This window comes from Burkholderia sp. SIMBA_062, from assembly GCF_046534765.1.
Taxonomy (GTDB): domain Bacteria; phylum Pseudomonadota; class Gammaproteobacteria; order Burkholderiales; family Burkholderiaceae; genus Burkholderia; species Burkholderia ambifaria.
On the sequence record NZ_JAWRYD010000008.1, the window covers coordinates 92,163 to 117,812 of the forward strand.

General features: G+C 65.8%; 20 protein-coding genes, 1 tRNA gene and 1 pseudogene. 8 read left to right on the forward strand and 14 right to left on the reverse strand.

Translation table 11 applies throughout. The features are described from left to right. Window positions 1–41: 41 nt before the first annotated feature. Window positions 42–410 carry a DUF2946 domain-containing protein gene (locus SB786_RS10775; protein WP_006756713.1) on the reverse strand — a complete coding sequence of 123 codons (369 nt, stop codon included), beginning with the start codon at window positions 408–410 and terminating at the stop codon, window positions 42–44. A 156-nt stretch (window positions 411–566) separates the two neighbouring features. Next, window positions 567–1,103: a cytochrome b gene (locus SB786_RS10780; protein ID WP_410727442.1), complete on the reverse strand. Its 537-nt coding sequence runs from the start codon at window positions 1,101–1,103 to the stop codon at window positions 567–569. Window positions 1,104–1,337: 234 nt separating this feature from the next. Here SB786_RS10780 and SB786_RS10785 point away from each other — a divergent pair, with 234 nt between their 5' ends. Continuing rightward, window positions 1,338–1,976 carry a Pr6Pr family membrane protein gene (locus SB786_RS10785; RefSeq protein WP_410727443.1) on the forward strand — a complete coding sequence of 213 codons (639 nt, stop codon included), beginning with the start codon at window positions 1,338–1,340 and terminating at the stop codon, window positions 1,974–1,976. A 48-nt stretch (window positions 1,977–2,024) separates the two neighbouring features. Here the strand turns inward: SB786_RS10785 and SB786_RS10790 are convergent, their stop codons facing one another. Then, window positions 2,025–2,756, reverse strand: a complete 732-nt coding sequence (locus tag SB786_RS10790; protein WP_410727444.1) for a peptidoglycan DD-metalloendopeptidase family protein — start codon at window positions 2,754–2,756, stop codon at window positions 2,025–2,027. Window positions 2,757–3,176: 420 nt separating this feature from the next. On the opposite strand from SB786_RS10790, the gene SB786_RS10795 reads away from it, so the two are divergent. Then, complete coding sequence (locus SB786_RS10795) at window positions 3,177–3,497, forward strand: hypothetical protein (protein WP_006760526.1); 321 nt, start codon at window positions 3,177–3,179, stop codon at window positions 3,495–3,497. Window positions 3,498–3,607: 110 nt separating this feature from the next. Here the strand turns inward: SB786_RS10795 and SB786_RS10800 are convergent, their stop codons facing one another. The 4 genes from SB786_RS10800 to SB786_RS10815 form a co-directional block, all read right to left on the reverse strand. Then, window positions 3,608–3,952: a DUF4148 domain-containing protein gene (locus SB786_RS10800; RefSeq protein WP_212082172.1), complete on the reverse strand. Its 345-nt coding sequence runs from the start codon at window positions 3,950–3,952 to the stop codon at window positions 3,608–3,610. Between the two features lie 199 nt (window positions 3,953–4,151). After that, window positions 4,152–5,564 carry an NADP-dependent phosphogluconate dehydrogenase gene (gene gndA, locus SB786_RS10805; protein ID WP_410727445.1) on the reverse strand — a complete coding sequence of 471 codons (1,413 nt, stop codon included), beginning with the start codon at window positions 5,562–5,564 and terminating at the stop codon, window positions 4,152–4,154. Between the two features lie 97 nt (window positions 5,565–5,661). Continuing rightward, window positions 5,662–6,303, reverse strand: coding sequence for a DUF938 domain-containing protein (locus tag SB786_RS10810; protein WP_410727446.1), 642 nt, complete (start codon window positions 6,301–6,303; stop codon window positions 5,662–5,664). Next, the gene (locus tag SB786_RS10815; RefSeq protein ID WP_410727447.1) at window positions 6,300–7,196 is read right to left on the reverse strand and encodes an NAD-dependent protein deacetylase; all 897 of its coding nucleotides are present in this window, start codon (window positions 7,194–7,196) and stop codon (window positions 6,300–6,302) included. Before SB786_RS10815 ends, SB786_RS10810 begins: the two co-directional genes overlap by 4 nt. A 1,129-nt stretch (window positions 7,197–8,325) precedes the next feature. Here SB786_RS10815 and SB786_RS10820 point away from each other — a divergent pair. The 3 genes from SB786_RS10820 (at window position 8,326) to SB786_RS10830 (ending at window position 14,544) form a co-directional block, all read left to right on the forward strand. After that, a complete protein-coding gene (locus SB786_RS10820; protein WP_410727448.1) occupies window positions 8,326–9,285 on the forward strand; it encodes an LLM class oxidoreductase in 960 nt (319 codons plus the stop codon). 154 nt (window positions 9,286–9,439) lie between these two features. Continuing rightward, the gene (locus SB786_RS10825) at window positions 9,440–11,911 is read left to right on the forward strand and encodes a mechanosensitive ion channel family protein (protein WP_410727557.1); all 2,472 of its coding nucleotides are present in this window, start codon (window positions 9,440–9,442) and stop codon (window positions 11,909–11,911) included. Window positions 11,912–12,708: 797 nt separating this feature from the next. Beyond that, the gene (locus SB786_RS10830; protein WP_410727449.1) at window positions 12,709–14,544 is read left to right on the forward strand and encodes a protease pro-enzyme activation domain-containing protein; all 1,836 of its coding nucleotides are present in this window, start codon (window positions 12,709–12,711) and stop codon (window positions 14,542–14,544) included. Window positions 14,545–14,690: 146 nt separating this feature from the next. Here the strand turns inward: SB786_RS10830 and SB786_RS10835 are convergent, their stop codons facing one another. Next, window positions 14,691–16,241, reverse strand: a complete 1,551-nt coding sequence (locus tag SB786_RS10835; protein ID WP_410727450.1) for a phospholipase D family protein — start codon at window positions 16,239–16,241, stop codon at window positions 14,691–14,693. 325 nt (window positions 16,242–16,566) lie between these two features. Continuing rightward, window positions 16,567–17,490, reverse strand: a complete 924-nt coding sequence (locus SB786_RS10840) for a LysR family transcriptional regulator (RefSeq protein ID WP_410727451.1) — start codon at window positions 17,488–17,490, stop codon at window positions 16,567–16,569. Window positions 17,491–17,659: 169 nt separating this feature from the next. Between SB786_RS10840 and SB786_RS10845 the strand changes: the two genes are divergently transcribed. The 3 genes and pseudogenes from SB786_RS10845 to SB786_RS10855 form a co-directional block, all read left to right on the forward strand. Then, the gene (locus SB786_RS10845) at window positions 17,660–18,946 is read left to right on the forward strand and encodes an MFS transporter (protein WP_410727452.1); all 1,287 of its coding nucleotides are present in this window, start codon (window positions 17,660–17,662) and stop codon (window positions 18,944–18,946) included. 11 nt (window positions 18,947–18,957) lie between these two features. Next, on the forward strand, window positions 18,958–19,707 hold the full coding sequence (locus SB786_RS10850) for a creatininase family protein (RefSeq protein ID WP_410727453.1): 750 nt from the start codon (window positions 18,958–18,960) through the stop codon (window positions 19,705–19,707). A gap of 176 nt (window positions 19,708–19,883) precedes the next feature. Continuing rightward, window positions 19,884–20,039 (forward strand): annotated as a pseudogene (locus tag SB786_RS10855) (carboxymuconolactone decarboxylase family protein); the annotation flags it as partial. 70 nt (window positions 20,040–20,109) lie between these two features. On the opposite strand, the gene SB786_RS10860 reads toward SB786_RS10855, so the two are convergent. The 5 genes from SB786_RS10860 to rpsU form a co-directional block, all read right to left on the reverse strand. Then, a tRNA-Ile gene (locus tag SB786_RS10860) sits at window positions 20,110–20,188 on the reverse strand. 138 nt (window positions 20,189–20,326) lie between these two features. After that, the gene (gene rpoD, locus SB786_RS10865) at window positions 20,327–22,744 is read right to left on the reverse strand and encodes an RNA polymerase sigma factor RpoD (protein ID WP_105831367.1); all 2,418 of its coding nucleotides are present in this window, start codon (window positions 22,742–22,744) and stop codon (window positions 20,327–20,329) included. An 88-nt stretch (window positions 22,745–22,832) separates the two neighbouring features. Beyond that, the gene (dnaG, locus tag SB786_RS10870) at window positions 22,833–24,701 is read right to left on the reverse strand and encodes a DNA primase (RefSeq protein WP_410727454.1); all 1,869 of its coding nucleotides are present in this window, start codon (window positions 24,699–24,701) and stop codon (window positions 22,833–22,835) included. Between the two features lie 72 nt (window positions 24,702–24,773). Beyond that, the gene (locus SB786_RS10875; RefSeq protein ID WP_006751744.1) at window positions 24,774–25,220 is read right to left on the reverse strand and encodes a GatB/YqeY domain-containing protein; all 447 of its coding nucleotides are present in this window, start codon (window positions 25,218–25,220) and stop codon (window positions 24,774–24,776) included. 185 nt (window positions 25,221–25,405) lie between these two features. Continuing rightward, window positions 25,406–25,618, reverse strand: coding sequence for a 30S ribosomal protein S21 (gene rpsU / locus SB786_RS10880; protein ID WP_410727455.1), 213 nt, complete (start codon window positions 25,616–25,618; stop codon window positions 25,406–25,408). Between the last annotated feature and the right edge of the window lie 32 nt (window positions 25,619–25,650).

Below are 25,650 nucleotides of genomic sequence, written 5' to 3' on the forward strand. Positions count from 1 at the left end.
CCGCACGGATGTCGGCGATGAATGGAACGGAAGGCAGCGCGTCAGGCGCGCTCGGGCGGTGCGCGTGGATACGCGCGCGGATAGGGGGCGGCACGCGACGCGACCGCATGCGGCGCGACGGCGGAAACGACAGGGGTGGGGACGAAAGCGAACGATGCGGCGGCCGCGCCGCCGATCGCGGGACTGTGCGCGAAGAAGCCGCAATAGCCGCACGCGTCGAGATGCCGCGCGTGATCGTGCGCGGGGCCTGCATCGGGCGCGCGGTGCGCGCCATGCTCGCTGCCGCAGACAATCGCGTCGGGGGTTGCCACCCGTGCGAGGCGCCACTGCGACACTAGCGGCGCCGCGATCGCGAGCCAGATCGCGAACACGCCGAGCCAGGCGGTCAGGTGACGATGTCGGTGCAGCATGCGCGGCGACGCGTAAGCGGAATGTAAAAACAGCCGAGATGTTACAGAAGGTTCGCCGCGAAGGCCAGCCGCGCATCGCGGTAAACGAACCAGGGGCGCATGGTTGTCAACACAACCATGCGCCCCTGGCTGCTGCGCGGCTTCAGCACGCGGCGATCACGGCGCCATGCGTCGCAGCACGTCGTCGCGCCGGATGAAATGGTGATAAAGCGCGGCCAGCGCATGCAGACCGATCACGAAGTAGAACGCATTGCCGAGCAGTTCGTGCGCCTCCTTGATCGTCGGCCGCAGTGCCTTGTCCGGGCCGAACAGCGTGAACGACACGCCGATCCAGTCGAGCGACACGGGCTTGCCGCCCATGTTGATCATCATGATGCCGAGCAGCGGCTGCGCGATGATGAACAGGTACAGCGCGAAATGCGCGAGCGTCGACAGCCGCTTGAGCAGCGGCGCCTGCACAATGGGCTCCGGCACGCGGCTCATCATCCGCCACAACACCCGCAGCACCGAGAGCACGAGCACGGACGTACCGGCGAGCAAGTGCACGTTCATCCAGAACGCACGACTGTCGCTGCCTTTCGGTCCGCGAATCTCGATGGCCAGGTAGGCCAGCGCCACCAGCAGGAAGATGATCCAGTGAAAGAAGATCGCAGGCGAGCTGTAGCGCGTCTGTTTCGCGAGGATGTTTCTCATGCTTTGTCTCGTGTTTCTCGTTCGGTATGCGGGGCAGGCACATGCAGCGGCGGGGCGGTACCCTGCGGCTGCACCGATTGTAGCCCCACGTGCGGCCGGCGTTGCCCGGCCGGATCAAATATCCGAAGAATCCGCGCAGCCCCCGCGTCACCGTGCCGTCATATGGAAAGTCCGCATCGCGCGCGCCGATGGCTGTGGCACGATGAAGCTTTGGTGCGACGTTGCGCGGGCATCATGAGCAAAGCGTTCTTCGTTGCGGCCTACCGGCTGATCGCCGCGTTGCTCGCGGTGTCGACCACGCTGCACAGCGTCGCCGATTACTGGGCCATGCCGACCTTTCATCTCGGCAACTACCTCAGCTACTTCACGCAACTGAGCAGCCTGTATGCGGCGGCCATGCTGATCGCGGGGCTGTCGCGCTTTACGCGCCCCGGCTCGGCCCGCTACGAATCGATGCGCGGCGCCGCCGTGCTCTACATGCTGATCACCGCGATCGTCTACGAACTGCTGCTCGCCCGGCTCGATGCGCTGCTGCACGTCACCCCGCCCCTCAACAACTGGGTCCAGCACCGGATCGTGCCGCTCGTGGTGCTGTGCGACTGGCTGTACGTGGAGCCGCGCTCGCCGATCCCGTGGCGCAGCGCGCTCGCATGGCTCGCCTTTCCGGTCGTCTATCTCGGCTATACGCTCGTGCGCGGCGCCGTGGAGAACTGGTATCCCTACCCGTTCGTCGATCCGCGGCCGAACGGTTATGTGCCGGTCGCGATCCAGTGTTCGCTGATCGCGCTCGGCGCGACGGGACTCGCGGTGGGCATTCGCTGGCTCGGCAATCATGCGAGGCAGTCCGACGCCACGGAGCTCAAGGAAGGATGAAGGCGGGAACGTGTGCGCCGCCCGGCGCACACGTCGTGATGCGGCGCGTCAGCCGCCGTTGCGCGACAGGAAGTTCATCGGATCGACGACCTTGCCGTTCTGCCGGACCTCGAACTCGAACGTCGAGCGGCCGCTCGCGTCGGTGCCCATCTCGGCGATCGGCTGACCCACGCGCACCGCGTCGCCCTCGTTGACGAGCAGCCTGCCGTTGTGCCCGTAGGCCGTGATGAGCCCGTTGTCGTGCTTCAGGATCACGAGCGGGCCGTACGCCTTGACGCCGGACCCGGCGTAGACCACCCGCCCGTTTGCCGCGGCCCGCACCGAATGGTCGGGGCCCGACGCGGCGATCGTGATGCCGCGCGTCCTGCCGGCCGAGAACGGCGCCGCGACGCTTCCCGTGGCCGGCCATGCCAGCGAGCCCGGTTGCGCCGTGGCGGACGGCTGCCCAAGCGACGTCGCGGCAGGCGGCGGCGCGACGCGCAGCACCTGGCCTGGCGACACGGCGTCATTGGGCGACATGTGGTTCCAGCTGGCCAGATCCTGCACGCGCTGCCCGTAGGCGGCAGCGATGCCGGCGAGCGTGTCGCCCGGATTCACGCGGTAATAGCCGGCGATCACGCCCGGCGTGGCGGCCGACATGGGTGTCGACGGCCGCACCGGCTGCCAGCTGTCGGTCCACGGCGTCATCGTACAGCCCGTCAGCGCGGCGGCCGCGACGATGAGCGCCGCCTGCGGCAACCAGCGCGCGAGCGCCTCGTGGATCGGAATCGTTTCTCTCAAGGGTCCTCCCGGATTTGCGTCGATGCGCCGCCCACCGCCCTCCGGCACGCGACGCACGATGTCCGGCCGCACGGCCGGACCAACCAGTATCCGACCGCTCTCGCGGCCGTCAGTTTCCACAGCGGAACGCCGACGCGGGGGGCTCACCGGCCCCTTTTTCGCGCCTTTTGCACGTCGTCCCGATCGTGAAAGATACCATTTGTCGCGCTCGGGACCGCGACAGGCGCCCGATCCGGCAACAATCTTGCATGGCCCCGGCCGGGCGCCGGCAGGCCGCCAGCCGCGCCGCGCGGGCGTCCGGGCGTCCGGGCGGCCTCCTGCCGGCCGGACCGCCGCGGCGCGCCGGCCCACGCCCCGTTGCAGGCCACCTCCTATACTCGGAGATGCACCGCACGATCCGCCAATAAAGAGGAGATCAACATGAACAATGCGACGTTTCTGTCCGTGCAGCTCAATGCCGAGGATTTCGCCGGTTCCAGCGGCCTCGTCGAATTGCTCAACCGCCACCTACTGTTTGCGACGGACGTCGCCGAAGCCGCGGACGCACTCGTCCAGCTGGCGAGCGTCGCACACCTGAGCGGCGCGACCCGGCACAGCGTCGAGTTGCCGGTGCTCGCGATCGAGCGGCTGCGCGATGCGCTCGATACGCTGAGCGGCTACGACGAAGCGTGGCTACAGGCGCTCGAGCCCGCCGACGCGCTGTTCCGGGACATCGGCCGCGGCCCGCGGCCGCTGCACTGACGCGGCGCACGTCAATGAAAACAGCCCGTCGTTCCGTGATGCGGAACGACGGGCTGCGTGTACTGCGGGCGTTGGATCAGGCCGCGCATGCGGCCGGCGATCGATGACGATCAACGACCCTTGTAGACCGGTGCGCCATCCGACACGCGCTTCACTTGCCAGCCGGTCTTGGCGGCTGCCGGAGCGCCCGACTCTTGCTGGGCGGCCGGTTGCGCGCCGTAGCCGGTCGTATCGGCGGCGGCGACGTTCTGTTGCGGGCTCAGACGGGCTTCAGCTGCCTGGATGCCTGCCGGGTAGTCGGTACGGTCGCTGCCCAGCTTGTAGCCGGCCTGTTGCAGCTCGGCCAGCTCGGCCTTGACCTGCGCACGGGTGACGGGCGCGTTCTGTTGAGCAAACGACACGGCGGGAACGGCGAGGACAGCAGCTGCAGCGAACGTTGCGATCAGCGATTTCATGATTACCTCCGGGATTTTTTTGCTTCGCCGCACACACCATGTCTGCAGCGATTGATCAAAGTTTAGTCCGGAGATCACCTAGGGAAAACCATGAAAGAACGAAAACACTGTTTCCGCGGAGCTAACAATTCCGGGATCCGGGAACGAAAAACCCTACTCAAAGAATAGATTTTCGCAACAATACCGCCCTCGCAGCCCGTTACGACCAGTTCGCGTGGAAGCTGCCCGGCTTGTCGGTGCGCTCGAACGTGTGCGCGCCGAAGAAGTCTCGCTGCGCCTGCACAAGGTTCGCCGGCAGCCGCTCGGAACGATAGCTGTCGAAGTACGCGACCGCCGACGCGAACGCCGGCACCGGCACGCCGGCCTTCACCGCGGCCACCACGACGTCGCGCAGCGATGCCTGGTAGTTCGCGGCGATGTCCTTGAAGTAGGGGTCGAGCAGCAGGTTCGCGAGCGCCGGATCCTTCGCGTACGCGTCCGTGATCTTCTGCAGGAAGCGCGCGCGGATGATGCAGCCCGCGCGGAAGATCTTCGCGATCGTCCCGAGGTCGAGACTCCAGCCGTACTCTTCCGACGCCGTGCGCAACTGCGCGAAGCCCTGTGCGTACGAGATCACCTTGCTCAGGTACAGCGCGCGGCGCACCGCTTCGATGAACGCCGCACGATCGCCGTCGAACGGCGCGGCGGCCGGGCCCGACAGGATCTTGCTGGCCGCGACGCGTTCGGTCTTCAGCGACGACAGCACGCGTGCGAACACCGACTCGGTGATGAGCGGCAGCGGCACGCCCAGATCCAGCGCGTTCTGGCTCGTCCACTTGCCGGTGCCCTTCTGCGCGGCGCGATCGAGGATCACGTCGACGAGGTGCTTGCCGGTTGCGTCGTCCTTCTTGCCGAAGATCTTCGACGTGATCTCGATCAGGTAGCTGTCGAGTTCGCCCTGATTCCACTCGGTGTACACCGCGCCGAGCTCGTCGTTGGTCAGGCCCGCGACGTCCTTCAGCACCGCATAGCTCTCGGCGATCAGCTGCATGTCGCCGTATTCGATCCCGTTGTGGACCATCTTCACGTAGTGGCCCGCACCGTCAGGGCCCATGTACGCGACGCACGGCTCGCCGTCCGACGGCGCCTTCGCGGCGATCTGCTTGAGGATCGGCTCGACCAGGTCGTATGCGTCGCGCTGGCCGCCGGGCATGATCGACGGGCCGCGCAGCGCGCCCTCTTCGCCGCCCGACACGCCGGTGCCGATGAAGTGCAGACCCGATTGCGCGAGTTCCTGGTTGCGGCGGATCGTGTCGGTGAAATGCGTATTGCCGCCGTCGATCAGCACGTCGCCCTTCTCGAGCAGCGGCTTGAGCGATGCGATCGTCGCATCGGTCGCTTCGCCGGCCTTCACCATCATAAGGATCCGGCGCGGCGTTTCGAGCGACGCGACGAACTCCTCGAGCGTATAGGTCGGTACCAGTTTGCGACCGGGGAATTCGGCGATCAGTTCGTCGGTTTTCGCGCGGCTGCGGTTGTACACCGACACCGCATGACCGCGGCTCTCGATATTGAGTGCGAGATTGCGGCCCATCACCGCGAGCCCGATCACACCGATTGCTTGTTTGCCCATTATTCAATTCTCCGGAAAAAACGGGGCGCGACCCGAACCGGGCCGCGCGCACAGGCGAAAGGATAGTGGAAACCCGGCCGCGATGCGCGCCGGCGTGTCATTGCTCCGCGTGCGGCAGCCGGCGGAACACGACGCTCAGGTTGTTCGCCGGCATCTCGATGACCTCGGTGCAGTCGAGCCCGCGATCGAGGCCGAGCGCAACGACCGCCTCGAGATCGCGCACGCCCCACGACGGGTCGCGGCTGCGCAACTGCTGGTCGAAGGCTTCGTTGGACGGCGCCGTGTGCCGGCCTTCGCGGCGATACGGGCCGTACAGGAACAGTACGCCGCCCGGGCGCAGCACGCGCGACGCGCCGTCGAACAATGCATCGGTGCAGGCCCACGGCGAGATATGAATCATGTTGATGCAGACGATCGCGTCGAGCGCCGCGGCCGGCCACGACGCGTCTCGCACGTCGAACGCCAGCGGCTCGGCCAGGTTCGCGAGGCCCGCGTGCGCGACCCACGCGGCGATCGAGCGGCGCGCGTGCGCATCGGGATCGCTCGGCTGCCAGCGCAACCCCGGCAGCGCCTGCGCGAAATGGACCGCGTGCTGCCCGGTGCCGCTCGCGATCTCGAGCACACTGCCGCTCGCCGGCAGCACGCGGCGCAGCACGTCGAGGATCGGCCCGCGATTGCGCTCCGCGGCCGGCGCCGACAGCCGCGCGGACGGATCGGGCGAAGACGTCGGCCCGGTCACGATGCGTGCTCCGGCGCACCGCCGCAAACGCCCAGCCGCGCGTTCAACGCGTCGAGCGCGGGCGCGCAACGTGCTTCGACCTTCAGCGTCAGCATCGGATCGGCGCGCGTGCGGCCGAGGTTCAGCGCGGCGACGGGCTTGTTCCGCGCCTGGGCCCACACGCAGAACCGATAGCCGGAATACACCATCAGCGACGAGCCGACGACGAGCAGCGCATCGGCCGCATCGAGCGCCTGCGACGCCAGCGCGACGCGTTCGCGCGGCACGTTCTCGCCGAAGAACACCACCGCAGGCTTCAGCAGCCCGCCGCAGGCCGGGCAGGCCGGAATGCGGAACGTGTCGAGCGCGGCCCATTCGAGGTGCGCGTCGCCGTCGGCGGCGGGCTCCGCCTGCGCGCCCAGCAGCTCCGGGTTGTCCGTTTCGAGCACGGTCTGGATCGTCGCGCGCGCGTGATGTGCGCCGCAATCAAGGCACGTGACATGGTTGATGCCGCCATGCAGTTCGATCACGTCGCCGCTGCCCGCGCGCTGGTGCAAACCGTCGACGTTCTGCGTGACGAGGCGCTCGATCCGGCCCGCGCCGCCGAGCCGCGCGAGCGCGACGTGCGAGCGGTTCGGCTGCGCGCGGCCGACCACGGGCCAGCCGATCATGCTGCGCGCCCAGTAGCGTCGGCGCGCAGCATCGGAACCGAGGAATTCGTGCAGTTGGATCGGCGGCGAGCGCATCCATTGACCGTTGTGGTCGCGATAGCCGGGGATGCCGGAATCCGTGCTGATGCCCGCACCGGTCAGCACGAGCAGCCGCGGATGGCGCTCGACGAACGTGTGCAGCGCATCGAGCGCGGCCGGATCGATGCTGGCGGATGAGGGGTCGTGCAAGGCGGTGTCGTTCATGTTGGCGGCGCGCGTTCGGGCGCGGCGGCAGATCGTGCACCGCACGGGCGGCCAGCGCGCCAGCACATGATACAGAACGCCGCTCGATCGGGCCGGCAGTCCGCGCGAGACCGGCGCGCAAAAAAAGACGCCCATCGACCATAGGGTGATGGGCGCTTCAACAATTGATCCATCGGGGTAGTGGATCAACTGACAGCACAATGTCATCGGATCCGCCGCGGCACGGCCGGCGGACCTTTCCCCGGAACTACACCTTCGATTTCCTGATGGCGCGCGCAGCGCCGCGCTGGACCGCATGCGGGACGTATGCGCATGCGCATGCGCATGCGCATACGTCTGGTGCGGTGCGCCTGGGTTTCACGCGTCGGCATGATGATCCGGAAGTCATGGTCGCCCATCTGCATGCACCGGCAGTTCATCCCCGACGACCGACCGGCAACCGTCGGCCTCGCGCGTCACGCGTGCATGTCGTCGTTCAGAACGGATCCAGTGGGTTCGGATGGAACGGAAGGCCGCGCGCTCACGTCGCCGCAATCAACGGCGACGCAAATTCAAGGGCAGGTCGGCGATTCATGTTTGCAACACGACGCGTTGCGATTCGGTCTGTTTTCATTCTGTTGTCCCCGTCTTCTGTACGTCCGACCCACTGAAGCGATCGCCCGGCCCCTGCTGCACCCGCGATCGCGCTCACGGCGCATACAGATATGCAAGGAGCGCACCATGCTTCGCGGCGCAAGGCTGCGCGGGCCGGTGAAATGGCCCCGATGCAAATCGCACGGCAACGGCAATGCGTGAATGTTTCGAAAGTGAAACGACGGGAAACGGCCCGCGCGATCGACGGCGGGCGGCGCGACGCCGGCGTTGCACGAACGGGACGCGGGCGCCGGCCGTACGCGTGCGCCTGCACGATGCCGACGAGCCGCTTACAATCGCCCGACGCTGGCCGCGTTCGACGTGGCTGTCGCCCGTCGCCGCCGAACCGGACGTCGCGATGCGTGGCGGAGCGCCTCGGTCTCGCGCAGCGCAGCGCGGCACGGCGCTGCGGATCGCGTGGCGAGCGTCGCGATCACGTTAGCATTCGGACACGGTACGGCGCGCGAGCGCTGCGCCCCGTCTTCAAGGAATGGACATGCCCCTGCCCGCCTCCAAGCGCGCCGACGTCACGCATCGCGTCTTCTCGGCCGAGCGACTGTCGATCGGCCTGACGTTGCCGCTGCTGCGCGGCGGTCACACCGCCGCGGATTTCAACGAGCAGCTCGAACTCGCGGCGCTGGCCGATTCGCTCGGTTTTCGCGCGCTGTGGATCCGCGACGTGCCGCTGAACAGCGTCGACTATCCCGACCCGGTCGGGCATCTCGATCCGTGGGTGCTGCTCGGCGCGCTCGCGGCGCGCACGCGCCGGATCGTGCTGGCGAGCGGCGCGATCGTGCTGCCGCTGCGTCATCCGCTGCATGTCGCGAAGGGCGCGCTGTCGGTCGCGACGCTGTCCGGCGGACGCTTCATCCTGGGCCTCGGCTCCGGCGACCGGCCGCCCGAATATGCGGCGTTCGGCGTCGACGTGCAAACGCGGCGCGACCGGTATCGCCGGCATTGGGACATCATCGCGGCCGCGCTCGCCGTGCTGTCCCGCGTGCTGCCCGACGAAACCCCGCCCGACGCACCCGACTTCACGCTGCTGCCGCGTAGCGATGACGCGGTGCCGATGCTCGCGGTCGGCTCCGGCGGACAAAGCGTCGACTGGATCGCACGGAACGCGATCGGCTGGATGACGTACCACCGCGATCCAGACACGCAGCGTGCGCGCTATTCGATGTGGCGCGCGGCGGTCGAGCGGCTCGCACAACCGGCCTTTCGCGCGTTCGGCGTGTCGATGCGGCTCGATCTCGATGCGAATCGCGATGCGCCCGCCACCGCGCTGTCACTCGGTTACGCAACCGGACGCAACGCGCTGATCGGCATTCTGCGGGACATACGCGCGGCCGGCACGCACCATGTCACGCTGAATCCCGGCTCGGATCGGCCCGTGCGCGAAGTCATCGAGGAAATCGCCGAGCACGTGCTGCCGATCTTTCACGACGAGCCAAGCTGATTCGTCAGGAATCGGCATGTCGCATGCGGTATGCGGTATGCCCGAATCGAATATTCATCGACGGAACTATTCGGTTGCGTTCGCGATCATGTTAACTTCCGTCCATCGTCCAGACCGGCGGGCCATGCTTCGATGCGCGCCCGCACGCCAACTCATGCGACATTTCCTGCTCGGCTGGCTGCTCGCCGCCGTCGTATCGGCCGCCCACGCGGCCGCCCCCGCCGCCGCCCCGGCCACCGCATCGGCCGCCTCCGGCGCCGTGCCCGTGCTGACGCCACAACAGGCGCAGCAGGCCCTCTCCGTTCTGCAAAACCCGCGCGAGCGCGAACAGGTCGAAACCACGTTGCGCGCGATCGCGGCCGTCGGCGTGCTGAGCACGCCCGCGCTGCCGGCGAGCGGCGCGGCGCCGGCCAGCGCGGCATCGGCTGCCGCCGCCCCCGCCGCGCTGACGACGAACGGGCTCGCGTCGATGGTCGTCCGGCAGGGATCGCGCTGGGCCGCCCAAATCGGCGGCGCGCTGCACGAATCGCTGCGCTCGCTGGTCGATGTCGGCTCGGTGGGCAGCTGGTGGCACGAGCGGCTGGTCCGCGCCGACGCACGTGCGGACCTCACGCGCGCGATCGGGATCATCCTCGCCGTGCTCGTGCCCGCGTTCGTCGTCGAATGGTTCGCGAGGCGGCTGCTGCGGCGCGCGCTGGCCGCGCTGAGCGCGCGTCGCGCCGAATCGTCGCGCCTCGCCGAAGACGAGCCAGCCGAGCCCGCCGGATCCGAGCCGCCCGGGCCGGACGACGCCCCGACGCCGGCATCAACGGTCGGCTCCGCCGCCAACGCGGACGGCACCGGCACGCCCGATACGTCATCGCAAGGCCGCGGCCATGCGCGGCGCAACACCACGCTGCTGCGCCGGATGCCGCGCGCGCTGATCAGCCTCGCACTGCGGGTCGTGCCGCTGCTGGTGTTCGTCGGCGTCGCGAGCCTGACGATGTCGTTGCTCGACGACGCCGGCACGCCGACCGAAATCGCACTCGAATCGCTGATCGACATCTACGTGATCTGCCGCCTCGTGACGATCGTCAGCCGCCTGTTCTTCCAGCCCGATGCGCCGCAGCTGCGGCTGCTGCACATCGGCGATGCATGGGCCGTGTTCGCGCAGCGCTCGATCGCGCGGATCGTGATCGTCCTCGGCGCCTGCACCGCAGCGGTCGAGATCGCCGGGACCTTCGGCCTCAGCGACGCCGGTCACGTCGCGCTGCTGAAGGCCGTCGCGCTCGTCGGCCACCTGATGATCTCGGCGCTGATCCTGCAGTGCCGCCAGCCGGTCGCCGCGCGCATCCGCGCGGCCGGAGAGGCGCGGCCGGCCTTCGCGGTGATCGGCAATGCGCTCGCCGACGCGTGGGCGCCCGTGGCGGTGTTCGTCGTGATGGCGTTGTGGTTCGTGTGGGCGCTCGACGTGCACAACGGCTACCGCGTGCTGATCACGCTCGGCGGCCGCTCGATCGCCGTGATGGTCGGCATGCGGATCGTGTCGATCGTCGTGTTCGGCGCACTCGCGCGGCTGTTCCAGCGCCGCGACGACGATCGCACGCTGGTCCATCGCCACGCGTACCGCTACTACCCGCTGATGCGCCAGATCGTATCGGCGGTGATCGCCGTCGTGACCGTCGTGCTGCTGCTGCAGATCTGGGGCGTGCCGATCTTCCATGCGTTCGGGACCGGCACGATCGGCCATCGGCTCGCGTCGGCGCTGATCACGATCGCGATCGCGGCCATGGTCGCGCTGATCGTATGGGAAGCCGCGAACATCGCGATCGAGCGGCGCCTGCAGCTATGGACGCGCGAAGGCAACCTCGTGCGCGCGGCGCGGTTGCGCACGCTGCTGCCGATGCTGCGTTCGCTGCTGTTCATCCTGATCGCGCTCGTCGTCGTGCTGACGGGCCTCAGCGAAATCGGCGTGAACATCGGCCCGCTGCTCGCCGGCGCCAGCATCTTCGGCGTCGCGCTCGGCTTCGGCTCGCAGAAGCTCGTGCAGGATTTCATCACCGGGATCTTCCTGCTGATGGAGAACGCGATGCAGGTGGGCGACTGGGTCACGCTCGCCGGCGTGTCGGGCACGGTCGAATACCTGTCGATCCGCACCGTGCGGCTGCGCGCGGGCGACGGGTCGCTGTACACGATCCCGTTCAGCTCGGTGACAACGGTCAACAACACGAACCGCGGGCTCGGCAACGCAGCCGTCAAGGTCAGCATCGCTTACGGCCAGGACATCGATCTCGCGATCGCGACACTGAAAGAGATCGGCGCCGCGTTGCGCGACGACCCGAACTACAAGGACGGCATCCTGTCGGATTTCAGCTATTGGGGCATCGACCAGGTCGACGGCGCGACGATCGCGCTGGCAGGCCAGATCCAGTGCAAGGACTCGGCACGCTGGGGCGTGCAGCGCGAGTTCAACCGGCGGATCGCGGTGATGTTCCTCGAACGCGGGATCCGGATCGCGAATCCGCAGCGCAGCCTCGTCGCGTATGACGAAGGTTCGCGAGCAGTGGCGCCCGAAAACGATGGCAATGCCGCCGGCATGCCGGCCGCCGAGACGTCCCCCGCCCCGCCGGAGCGCAAGCCGAACTGATCGCCGGGAAGGCCGAACTCATCAAGGATTACGTATCGCTGCAGAAGAGCCTCGGGCTCGGCTGGCAGACGAACGCGGGGTGACGTGCGCCGGGCGCCCGCCCGGCACAGTTCGTTGATGGCGCCGGCATCGACAATTCGAATGTTTCTTCCACAACGGCTCGCCCATTACGATTCGAACCGCGAACGATCCGGCCGATGAAGTTGCGATTACAACCAAATCGGGTTTCGAAAATTACAAAACACTCCCGATCTTTTCAAAAGCATTTCAGCTTAATTCATTTAATTTTGTTTCATATAATCAGAAAAAGTTTGACACCGAACTTTCGTTCTTGATACCGTCCGATGCAAGCAATCTGACACATTGCAAACCACGCAATCGATTCCGCTCGACGCATTTCGCTTCCGCCGTACCGACGTTCTCGCCGCCGACCGCCTCTGTTCCGTCGGCGCAAGCAACATCCCGATGCATTTCATTGGGCAGCTGCCGTCCGGCAGCGGGCCGAAGGACCGAACCGAATGAGCAGGACACCGAAGCTGTTGCTCTAGCCACCCGCCTGCATCAAGCCTGCTGGCGCAACCGACCCGCAATGAGCCGCAACGCGGCGCAGGGCCACCACTACCTGGCATTCCAGCATTTCGCTCCCGGAGGTCACCACCTTTCCGGATCGGGCGAAAGGCCCCGTCGCGTCCGCGCCACCCGCGCAAGCGCGGCGGATATCGGCGGCACACGATCCGCGCCGCTGTCGACTGTTGTTGTTCATGCCGTTCGATGTTCAACCGGAGGGGTAATTCAAAATGAATCAGGTTGCAGACAAGAAACCAAAGCACATCCGCATCGTCAAGCTCGCCTTCGCCGCCGCAGCGGCTGCTTCGTTCGGCATGACGGCCGTCCATGCCGCACCAGCCGCCGGCTGGACGGAAACGCGCACCAAGGGATTCCTGCCGCTCGTCCAGCAAGGTGAAAGCAGCAGTACCGCCGGCGCACCGGCGGCCAGCACCGCCGCCGCCGCGGCGGCTGCCACCGAGATGGCGCCCGGCGAATCGGTGGACATCGTGCTCGGGCTGAACCTGCGCAACGAAGCGCAACTCGACCAGTACCTGCGCGACCTGCATACGCCCGGCTCGCCGCACTACAAGCAGTTCCTCACGCCGGCGCAGTTCGCCGCGCAATACGCGCCGACCGACCAGCAGGTCGCCTCCGTCGTCGCGCACCTGCGCAAGGCCGGCTTCGTCAACATCGTGGTCGCGCCGAACCGCCTGCTCGTGTCCGCATCCGGCACCGCGGCAACGATCAAGTCGGCCTTCCGCACGACGCTCAAGCGCTTCACCCGCAACGGCCGCAGCGTCTACGCGAACACCGACGCCGCGCAGGTGCCGAACGCGATCGGCGGCATCGTCGGCGCCGTGCTCGGCCTGCAGAACGTCGAGCTCATGCATACCGGCGCGGGCAGCAAGCCGCAGGGCAACACCAGCAACCTGACGATCCCGGCCGGCGCATCCGCGGTGCCGCACAACCCGACCGAGTTCTCGTCGCTTTATGGCGGCGACGGTACGCCGACGGCCTCGCAGACCACGGTCGGCATCATCTCCGAAGGCGATCTGTCGCAGACGGTCAGCGACCTCAACACGTTTGCCGCGAACAACGGCCTCGGCACGATCAGCAGCAGCATCGTTCAGACGGGTCCGTCAGGTAGTTCGTACACCGATACATCCGGCACTGTCGAATGGAACCTCGACAGCCAGTCGATCGTCGGCACCGCCGGCGGCAGCGTGAAACAGGTCGTGTTCTACGTGGCGCCGTCGATGACGCTCACGGCGATCACCGCCGCGTACAACAAGGCGGTGAGCGACAACGTCGCGAAGGTCATCAACGTGTCGCTCGGCGTGTGCGAATCGTCCGCGTACAGCACCGGCTCCCAGGCGACCGACGACACCATCTTCAAGCAGGCCGTCGCGCAGGGGCAGACCTTTTCCGTGTCGGCCGGCGACCACGGCGCATACGAATGCGCGAGCGGCAAGCCATCGCGCTCGACCTACACGGTGAGCGAACCCGCCACGTCGCCTTACGTGATCGCGGTGGGCGGCACGACGCTGTTCACCAATACGTCGACCAACGCGTACAACAGCGAAATCGTGTGGAACGATCCGAGCTGGCAGTCAGGCACCGTGTGGTCGACGGGCGGCGGCTACAGCAAATACGAAGCCGCGCCGTCGTGGCAGTCGTCGAGCCTCACCGGCTCGACCAAGCGCGCGCTGCCGGACGTCGGCTTCGACGCCGACCTGCGCACCGGCGCGATTCTCGTGGTGAACGGCCAGACGTCCGACACGCTGTGGGGTTCGGGCTACCTGAACAACGAAGGCGGCACGAGTCTCGCCGCGCCGATCTTCACCGGCATCTGGGCGCGGCTGCAATCGGCGAACAACAACGCGCTCGGTTTCCCGGCGTCGAGCATCTACAAGTACTTTCCGACCAACGCGGCTCTGCTCCACGACGTGACGTCCGGCAACAACGGCAGCGGAACGTACGGCTACAACGCGAAGGCCGGCTGGGACGCGACGACGGGCTTCGGCAGCGTGAACATCTCGAAGCTGAACACGTTCATCCAGAGCACGTCGGATTTCGCGCGCTGATCGTGCGATGAGCGGTGCGGTTCCGGACGTGGACGATTTCGCACGCCCGCCCGGAACCGTGTGCGCGGCAATCCGGGCGTCGCGTCCGGATCGGCGATGTGCGTCCGCATACGCCGCCCGCCGTTGTCGCGGCCAAGCGGGCACGATCAGAGCTGCGATTCGATCGGAAACAAGCCGAGAAACCACACTTCCATGCGCCGCGCCGCCGACACTTCCGGTTCGTGATCGAGCTCGGTCGCCTTTCCGTCCACGTCGGTCTGAATCCACTTGAGCCGCCCGTTGCCGGCCGGATCGGTTTTCGATTCGACTCGCCATGCGATTCGATCGAGCCGCGGCTCCAGGTCCGTCGCGACGTCGGACGCAATGGCCGGACTCTCGCAATAAACACCGATCTCGGTGTTGAGGTTCAGCGAGCGCGGATCGAGATTCATCGAACCGATGAAGATGCTCTTGCGATCGAACACATACGTCTTCGCGTGCAGCGACGCGCGCGAAGAACCGATGATGACCTGCTTCGAGATGCTCTTGTCGCCGGACGGCCGCCGCTCGTAAAGCCGCACGCCGGCCTCCACCAGTTCGCGCCGATAGCGCCGGTAACCGGCATGCACGGCCGCGACGTCGGTCGACGCGAGCGAGTTGGTCAGGATCATCACGCGTACGCCGCGCGCCGTGAGCGCACGCAGCCGCTCGACCATGTCCTTGCCTGGCACGAAATACGGCGACACGATCAGCAGTTCGTGCTCGGGCCGCAACGCGAGCGCGCGCAATTGCGGCATCAGGTGTCCTTCGCTGTCCTTCGGGGCTCGCGCGATCTTCGCCGGATCGTCGTACAGGACCGTCGCGTGACCCCACGACAATTCCGTGCCCTGGCCATGCACGATCTGGTCGAGCCGCTGACGCGCCTCGAGCACGTACGGTTTGTCCTCCATCGCGCGCAGGTAGTCACGCAGCCGTTCGCGCTCGCGATCGAGGCCGCCCGGCGCGGCGTCATGCCCCACCAGCGCATTGACCGAAAACGCATACGGCGAATTCCAGAACGTGTCGAACTCGGTCGAGATGTCATTCACGACGGGACCATGCACGACCACGTCGAGGTCGCCGAATTCCAGCATCGACGACGCACCGAAGTACTCGTCGCCGATGTTGCGGCCACCAACGATCGCCGCCTGGTTATCCGCGATCATCGCCTTGTTGTGCATGCGCCGGTTGACGCGCGAGAATTCGAACACCGCGCCGATCTTCTTGAAGTGGCGCGTCGCGACCGGATTGAAGAGCCGGATCTCGATGTTCGGATGCGAGCTGATCTCGAGCAGCTTGCGATCGTCCGCATTCGTTCCGAGATCGTCGAGCAGCACGCGCACGCGTACGCCGCGATCGGCCGCGCGGAAGATCGCGTCGGCGAGTTCGTGTCCGGTCAGGTCGTCGTGCCAGATGTAGTACTGCAGGTCCAGCGAGCGGTCCGCGCGATCGGCGAGCAGCACGCGCGCATCGAGTGCGTCGACGGGATCGCGCAGCAAATGAAACGCGTCCTGCCCTGGATGAGCGACGGCCTGCTGGCGGAACGCGATGCCGAGGCGCGTGTTTGCGGTGTCGGTGTATGCATGCGTCGGCGCGCGACCGACCTGCGGCGGCAGGCTGGCGCACGCGGCAAGCATCAGCAACGAGAGAATCGCACCCCACGAACGCAGCATGATCATTTTGGTCGCCCCCAACCGTCGGGCGAAGTCGGTGTGTGTTTGTTCTGGCTGCCGGACGGAGCGCGGCGCTGGTCTGCGGTTCGCGTGCTCGACGAATCCCGATCGTGCGCGCAGGTCGCGCTACAGCATACTTCGATTGATATCGGGACCGCACGCCCTCCGTGTTTTCCCGGTGGCGGCGATACGACAGGCGGCGCCGGCGCGGACATGTTCAATACGTTCGACACATTCAGGCCGCACGAAGAAAAACCCGCGAAGCGTTGCGACATCGCAATCCAGCCGGCCAGCGTCAACCGACTGGGCCATGACCTGTCCGCTTGTTCCGCTACTCGCCGCCCTGCGCGAACATCGGCATGTCCCGCAGAATATGTTCAAGGAGCTTGAGGGCGGCCGCCGGTAACGGCCGCCCTGCCTTCGCGAGCAACCGCGCCTGGGTGCCCTTGAAGAGTGGATGATCGATCGGCACCACCGTGAGCGTGCCGGCGGCGATCTCCCGATACGCCGCGAATTCGCCGCCGATCAGCGTCATGTAGTTTTCGTAGGCGACGAATTGCTTGAGCGCCGTGAGCGAATTGGTGACCAGCTTCGGCCGTATCGTAATGTTCTCGGCGAATTCGAGCATCTTGGCCGCATGCCCGACACCGAACGATGCCGGCATCATGGCCAGCGGCCACGACAACATGTCCTCGACGCTGGCCGGGCCGCCGCGCAATGCCAGCGGATGGTCGGACCGCACCAGCAGCCCGACCGCCTGCGACGAACTCGCCAGATACTCGATACGCGGGTGCGGCGGCGGGTTGAAGGCAAGCCCGAGGTGCGCGCGGCTTTCCGCCACGGCTTCCAGCACCTGATCGACTCCGAGGATCTCCATGCCGATGTCGAGCAAAGGGTACTGCGCACAGAATGGCGCCAGCACCTCGTTGACCAGCGCATCCACATAGCCTTCGCTCATGACCAGCTGGACTTGCCCCTGCTTCAGGCCCTTGAGCGCGTGGAGCTGATCCTCGAGCCGCTCCTGATGCGAGCGGTAGCCGCGCCAGAACTCGAGCAGGTGCGCGGCCGCTTCGGTCGGCCTGACGCCACGCGCTTGCCGCTCGAACAGCGTCGCGCCAAGTTCGTCCTCGAGCAGCCGAATCTGCCGGGTTATCACCGACGGCGACGTGTTCAGGCTCTCGGCGGCGCCGCGGATGGTCCCTTGCTCGAGCACTGCGCGGAAGTAGCGCAGCCGCTGCTGATTGATTTCACGCATGTCGAACCATCCGTCCGATGATTACCGCCACTACCGCCAGACGCCCACCATACCAGATGCGTTGCCCTGCAGGCAACGAAGTGTGCACATGGTTGCTGTTGGTGATTGCCCGGCGCGCTGCCACTATCCGATGCATCAGGCGGTACCACGTACGACATTGGAGACTGGCATGCTGGCAATCCCGAGCGAAAGTGCGGTAGGCGACACCTCAAACCTCTACAGCAAGATCAACTGGCGACTACTGCCGTTCCTGCTGAGCTGCTACCTGTTCGCCTACCTCGACCGCGTCAACATCGGCTTTGCGAAGCTCCAGATGCAAAGCGACCTCGGCTTCTCCGATGCCGCGTACGGCGTGGGCGCCGGAATCTTCTTCATCGGCTACGTATTGTTCGAGATACCCAGTAACCTGATGTTGCCGCGCATCGGCGCGCGCAAGACCTTCAGCCGCATCCTGGTGCTGTGGGGCATTACGTCAGCCTGCATGCTGTTCGTACGTAACGTGCCGATGTTCTACGCGATGCGCTTCGTGCTCGGCATCTTCGAAGCGGGCTTTGCGCCGGGCATGATCTACTACCTCTCGTGCTGGTATGGCCCGCAGCGCATGGCGCGCGCCATCGCCGTCGTGTTCCTTGCCGGCCCGCTCGGCGGCATTGTCGGTGGACCGGTATCGGCGTGGCTGATCACCGCGCTGTCCGGCGCCGGCGGACTGGCCGGCTGGCAATGGATGTTCCTGGTCGAGGGCCTGCCTTGTATCCTGCTCGGCGTGCTCGCCCTGTTCTTCGTGCCGAACCGGCCCGCCGATGCGGCGTGGCTGACCGAGGACGAAAAGCGCCTGCTCGCGAGCGAGATCGGCTCCGCGGCGGCGCACAATCACTCTTTCCTCGCCGTGGCGCGTGACGTCCGGGTCTATGTGCTGGCCTTCGCTTACTTCTGCATCATCGCCGCCATCTATGCGATCAGCTTCTGGCTGCCGACCCTCATCAAGGCCCAGGGCGTGAGCGACACCGTACAACTCGGCTGGTACTCGGCCCTCCCCTATATTGCGGCGGCGTGCGGCATGTACTACATGGGGCGCCGGTCCGACCGGGCGGGCGAACGCCGTTTCCATAGCGCGGTGCCCGCAACCATCGGGGGGCTGCTGCTGGCCGCGTCGACCCTCGTCGATGGCAATCTCGCCGCATCGCTGGTGCTGCTCACGCTCGGCACCTGCGCACTGTGGATGACCTACACGGTGTTCTGGGCGATGCCCTCCGAATACATCAAGGGCCCCGGGGCAGCCGGCGGCATCGCGCTGATCAACACGATCGGGCTTTCAGGCGGCTTCTGGGGCCCGGCCATCATCGGATGGGCGAAGACAGCCACCGGCAACCTGCACCTCGGCATGCTGATCCTGGCCACGCTGCCGATCCTCGCCGCACTGATCATCCTCGCCAACAAGCTACCCGCAAAGCCGTAACAGGAGTCGTCATGCTTCTACATCTTTCCACCTGGTCCGAAATCGAGCAGTTCCTCACGCGCAGCCGCACGATCGTCGTGCCGATCGGTTCCAACGAACAGCACGGCCCCACCGGACTGCTTGGCACGGACTGGCTATGTCCCGAGATCATCGCGCGTGAAGCCGAAAGATCCGCCGATATCCTCGTGGGCCCCACGTTCAATATCGGCATGGCCCAGCATCACCTCGGCTTTCCCGGCACCATCTCGCTTCGCCCGTCCACATTCATTGCCGCGATCGGCGACTGGACCCGCTCGCTGGTGGCACACGGTTTCGAGAAAATCCTGTTCCTCAATGGTCACGGCGGCAACGTATCATCGATCGATGCCGCGTTCTCCGAGCTTTATGCCGAAGCCAGCTTTGCGCGTCGCCGTGCGGGCTTCGCGCTGAAGCTTTGCAACTGGTGGGATCTTGAAGGCGTGGGCGAACTGGCGCGGGACCAGTTCCCGACGGGCCACGGCGCGCATGCCACCCCGTCCGAGATTGCGATTACCCAATGGGCCTTCCCCGATTCGATCAAGTCGGCCGACTACGCGCCGCCGATCGCCAACACCGGCCCGATCCGCGATGCCCTCGACTTCCGCGCCCGCTTCCCTGACGGACGCATCGGTTCCGATCCTGGCCTGGCCACGCGCGAAAAAGGCCGCGCACTGGTTGAACTGGCAGCGCAGTCACTGGCACGCGAACTCGAAGCCTTTGGCCGCGAGCCGATGCCCGCCTGAAACCGACCCGCTGGCGCCATTCTGATTCTCTCTGGCGCCAGCTGCCTGTACTGCCACTGACCAGCACCATGCATTCACACGATATCCACCAACAACCGGAAGGCGCTCGATATCGAAGTGTCCCCTGCCGGCGTAGGCGGGTGCGATAGCGGTGGAGAACAGGCATCACCTGGTCTGCCAAGCTGAATGAGGCCTTGAATCAAGGGCTGGACGCTGGCTTGACCGTCACCGACGTGCGGGAAGTCGTGGTGCAGCTCTACGCCTACGCCGGCTTCCCGCGCAGCTTCACCGCGCGTGGAGAGCTGATGAAGGTGCTTGAGGCGCGTAGGCAGGCATAACGTGTCCAGGTGGACAACTTATGCTTAACGGTACAACGTCCCGGGATGATCCTGGAAGAGAATCTGGTGGGCCCCCCGGGAGTCGAACCCGGCACCAACGAATTATGAGTTCGCTGCTCTAACCAAGCATGAGCTAGGGGCCCAGATGAGAAGCGTGGCGTGCTACATACCGCTCCGGCAACGAAGCCGGGCCGGCATTGTAACAACAAAGACGACAAAGGAGACAAACGCCACCGGCATCACGCGGATACCGGCGGCGTTCGCAAGTGAGACGCTGGAAATCAGTTCCCTTCGAGGAACGACTTCAGCTTGTCGGAACGGCTCGGGTGACGCAGCTTGCGCAGCGCCTTGGCCTCGATCTGACGGATCCGCTCACGCGTGACGTCGAACTGCTTGCCGACTTCCTCGAGCGTGTGATCGGTGCTCATCTCGATACCGAAGCGCATCCGCAGCACCTTCGCCTCACGCGGCGTCAGCGAATCGAGCACGTCCTTCACGACGTCGCGCATGCTTGCATGCAGCGCGGCATCCGCCGGCGCGACCGTGTTGTTGTCCTCGATGAAGTCGCCGAGATGGGAATCGTCGTCGTCACCGATCGGCGTTTCCATCGAGATCGGCTCTTTCGCGATCTTCATGATCTTGCGGATCTTGTCTTCCGGCATCTCCATCTTCTCGGCGAGCGTTGCCGGATCCGGCTCGAGCCCGGTTTCCTGCAGGATCTGCCGCGAGATGCGGTTCATCTTGTTGATCGTCTCGATCATGTGAACCGGAATACGGATCGTGCGCGCCTGGTCCGCGATCGAACGCGTGATGGCCTGACGGATCCACCACGTCGCATAGGTCGAGAACTTGTAGCCACGACGGTATTCGAACTTGTCCACCGCCTTCATCAGGCCGATGTTGCCTTCCTGGATCAGGTCGAGGAACTGCAGGCCGCGGTTCGTGTACTTCTTCGCGATCGAGATCACGAGACGCAGGTTCGCCTCGGTCATTTCACGCTTCGCCTGACGCGCCTTCAGTTCGCCGGCCGCCATCTGGCGGTTGGTTTCCTTCAGGTCCTTCAGCGGCAGCACGACACGCGCCTGCAGGTCGAGCAGGCGCTGCTGCTGTTCGCGGATCGCCGGGATGTTACGCGCCAGGACCGCGCTGTACGAATGGCCTTCGGCCGTGATCTTCTCGGCCCAGTCGAGATCCGTCTCGCTGCCCGGGAAGCGCGCGATGAATTCCGAACGCGGCATGCCGCACTTGTCGACGACGATGTGCAGGATCTGACGTTCGACCTGACGCACTTCATCCACTTGCGCACGCAACGTGTCGCACAGACGCTCGACGGTACGCGCGGTGAAGCGGATCGTCATCAACTCCGTCTGGATCGTTTCCTGCGCCTTCAGGTAGGCCTTCGACTTGTAGCCTTCCTTCTCGAACGCGCGGCGCATCTTGTCGAACCACTCGCTGATCTGCGAGAACTTTTCGAGCGATGCACGCTTGAGGGCTTCGAGCTGGGCGGCGTTGGCCGACGCCTGTGCGGCACCGTCGTCCTCCTCCTCTTCCTCTTCTTCCTCTTCCTCTTCGGCTTCCTCGTCCTCGTTCTCGATCGCTTCGGCTTCCTTCGCGGAGAAACCGTCCGTATCGGCGGAGTCCGAAGCATTCGGATCGAGCAGGCCGTCGACGAGTTCGTCGACGCGGATCTCTTCGTTCGCGACGCGCTCGGCCATCGCGAGGATGTCGGCGATCGTCGTCGGGCACGCGGAAATCGCCATCACCATGTGGCGCAGGCCGTCCTCGATCCGCTTCGCGATCTCGATTTCGCCTTCGCGCGTGAGCAGCTCGACCGTGCCCATCTCGCGCATGTACATCCGGACCGGATCGGTCGTGCGACCGAATTCCGAATCGACGGTCGACAGCGCGACTTCCGCTTCTTCCTCGACTTCATCGTCCGACGACGCGGCCGGCGCGTTGTCGTTCAGGAGCAGCGTTTCCGCGTCCGGTGCCTGCTCGTATACGGCCACGCCCATGTCGTTGAACGTGCCGATGATGCCTTCGAGGGCTTCTGTCTCGGTGAAGTTGTCCGGCAGGTGGTCGTTGATTTCGGCATACGTGAGGAAGCCGCGCTCCTTGCCGAGCTTGATCAGCGCGCGCAGCTTCACGCGGCGCTCTTCGAGCTCCTCGGCCGTGCCGGGCGTGCTCGTCGCGAACGCTTCCTTCAGCAGCGCCTTTTCCTTGGCGCGACGATCGCGCACCTTGGATTTGCCCGGGGCAGCCGCAGGTGCGGGCTGCTCGTCGCTCTGATTTGCGTCGTCATCGACGGATACTTCGTTCAGCTTTTTGGTCATGGAGTTCGCCGTACCGGCTATATCGACTCGCGGCTGCTGGACGACAGCCGGTTGAACCGTGGGTGCATGAGTAGTACGTACTGCCGTTTCGTCCGCGGCGGCAGTCGTGTCCCTTGCGCTTTTCGCACTTGCCCGCTTCGCCGCCGGCTTGGCCGGCCCGGAGTCGGGTCTGGCGGCAGCCCGTGTTCTGGCTGCCGACGCCGGCGCAGCCTGAGCAGTGCCGGCCGCGGTTTTCTTTCCTGCAGGGGCTGACGTGGCTGAAGACGTTGTCCTGGTGGAAGAAGCAGACTTGGCCGCAGTGACCTTCGTGGTCGGCTCCGTCGAGCCCTTGCCCGTTGCTTTCTTTCCGCCTGTCGTCTTTGCCATCGCGATTCTCGCCTCTGCTTGGAAAACAAACCGCTGGAAACCTTATATTATAGCACGCTGGGGAGCCCTCTCCTGGCGCCCCGGCCGCCTACAGCCCGAGCCGACGCTTCATGTCGGTTCGCTGCCGGTTCAATTCCGTCAATTCGGCCAGTTCCTCGGGTGTGAAGGTGGATTGCCGCGCCAGCCGATCGAGCCGGTCGCAGCAGGCGTCATAGCGCATCTTCAGCACCGCGGCCTGCAATTCCTCGCCCGCGATCCGCTCCTGTTCGCGCTGCCGCTCAGGCACCGTCTCGTCCTCCGGATTCTGTAACAGCAAGTCGCGGACGTTTTCATCATAGTCCAGAATTTCGCGGAAGATTTCCTCGTAAGTCGCCCCGTTCGAGGACGTGCGCAGCACGTCCGACAGCAGCCGGAACTCCGCGCCGTCGCCCAGCGCACGCGCATGTTCGACGACCTCGGCGAACAACTCGCCGATGCGCGGCAGCGCGCGCAGCGTCGCAAGCTGCTCTTCGTCGAGCTGCGACGCGATCCGCGGATGCATCACGAGCGTACGCAACGCCCGCTTTTCGCTGTCCGTCACGCGCCGCCGCTCGCTACGCGGCGGCGCCTGGCGCGCCGGCGCGGCAATGCGTGCATCCACATCCGACAGCGCCGCGACTTCCTCGAACGGGATATCGAGCCGGTCGGCGAACATGTGCATGATCTGCGCGCGCAACGCGTTCGCCGGCAGCGCCTGCAACAGCGGCTTCGCGTCGAACAGCGCCTTCGCGCGACCTTCCGGCTGATCGAGCGCCTTGCCGGCAATTGCTTCGTTCAACAGAAATTGCGACAGCGGCATCGCGCGTTCGACCTGCTCGGAGAACGCGTCCGCGCCGAACTCGCGTACGTAGCTGTCGGGATCATGTTCGGACGGCAGGAAAAGGAATCGGATCGTCCGGTTGTCCGCCGCATGCGGCAGGCACGCCTCGAGCGCGCGGCGCGCCGCACGCCGGCCGGCCGAGTCGCCGTCGAAGCTGAAAATGACCGTATCGGTCTGGCGCAGCAACTTCTGCACGTGAATCGGCGTGCACGCCGTGCCGAGCGTCGCGACCGCGTTCGGGAAGCCGAGCTGCGCGAGCGCGACGACGTCCATGTAGCCCTCGACCACCAGCACGTACTTGCGCTCGCGGATCGCGAGGCGCGCCTCGAACAGCCCGTACAGTTCGCTGCCCTTGTTGAACAGCGGCGTTTCGGGCGAATTCAGGTACTTCGGCTCGCCGCTGCCGAGCACGCGGCCACCGAACCCGATCACCTGCCCCTTCACGTTGCGGATCGGGAACATGATCCGCTCTCGGAACCGGTCGTAGCGTCGCGCGACGCCTTGCGCGTCGGTTTTTTCGCTGACGATCACGAGCCCCGCTTCGACGAGCGACTCGTCGCGGTAGTCCGGGAACGCGGTTTCGAGGTTCTGCCAGCCGTCCGGCGCATAGCCAAGACCGAAGCGCGCAGCGATCTCCCCGGTCAGGCCCCGGTTCTTCAGGTACTGGATTGCCACGGTCGCGCCGCGCAACTGCTTGCGATAGTAGTCGCACGCGACGGACATCACGTCGGACAGCGCCGTCGCGACCGATTTCGACACAGGTGCCGGATAGTCGCCGCCGCCCCCACCACCACCGCGCATCGACGGCTCGTGCGGCACGGTCAGTCCGACCGATTGCGCGAGTTCCTGCACGGCTTCCGGGAACGTGAGCCCCGCGTGCTCCATCAGGAAGCCGATCGCCGTGCCGTGCGCGCCGCATCCGAAGCAGTGATAGAACTGCTTGGTCGGGCTGACGGTAAACGATGGGCTCTTCTCGTTATGGAACGGGCACAGCCCCATGAAGTTGGCGCCGCCCTTCTTGAGCTGCACGTACCGGCCCACCACGTCGACGATATCGACGCGGTTCAGCAAATCCTGCAGGAACGAATGCGGAATCACCGTGGGATCGAGCGAAAAAAGGACAATACGATGCCCCGGCGCACGCGCATGCGACGCGCCGGGAAGCGGGTTTTACTTCGACAGCGCGGCCTTGACCTGCGCGGAGACGGCGGTCATGTCGGCACGGCCGGCGAGCTTGCCCTTCAGCACGCCCATCACCTTGCCCATGTCCTGCGGGCCGGCCGCGCCCGTTGCCGCGACCGCGGCCTGGACTTCGGCGGCCACTTCCGCGTCCGACAGTTGCGCGGGCATGTAGGCGCCCAGCACGGTCAGTTCGGCCTGTTCCTTCGCGACGAGATCGTCGCGGCCGGCGGCCTGGAACTGGCTGATCGAGTCCTTGCGCTGCTTGATCATCTTGTCGATCACGGCGGTGATGCCCGCGTCGTCGAGGGTCACCTGATCATCGATCTCGCGCTGCTTGATCGCGGCCAGCAGCAGGCGAACCGTCGCCAGACGCTCGCTTTCCTTCGCGCGCATCGCGGCCTTCATGTCTTCGCTGATCTGCTCTTTCAAACTCATCTTGCACCCGGGATGGAAACGTGACTTCGACGCCCGTGAATGGACGTCAACACAAAAACCCGCTTGGGACTATGTCTCAAGCGGGTTGCTCGAATCCGGCATCGGCGACTCGCAGCCCCTGATCGACACCAATCGTGCGGAGGTCGCCGGTGCGCCGCTCAGTGAACCGCGCGGCGCTCAATCGTTCAGTACAGCTTCTTCGGCAGCGTCTGGCTGCGAATCCGCTTGTGGTGACGCTTCACTGCTGCTGCCTTCTTGCGCTTGCGCTCGGCGGTCGGTTTCTCGAAGAACTCCCGCGCACGAAGCTCGGTCAGCAGACCGTTCTTCTCGATCGTGCGCTTGAAGCGACGCATGGCGACTTCGAACGGCTCGTTCTCTTTAACGCGAATGATCGTCATGATCCGACACGAATAAAGGTTTGCAGGGAAGA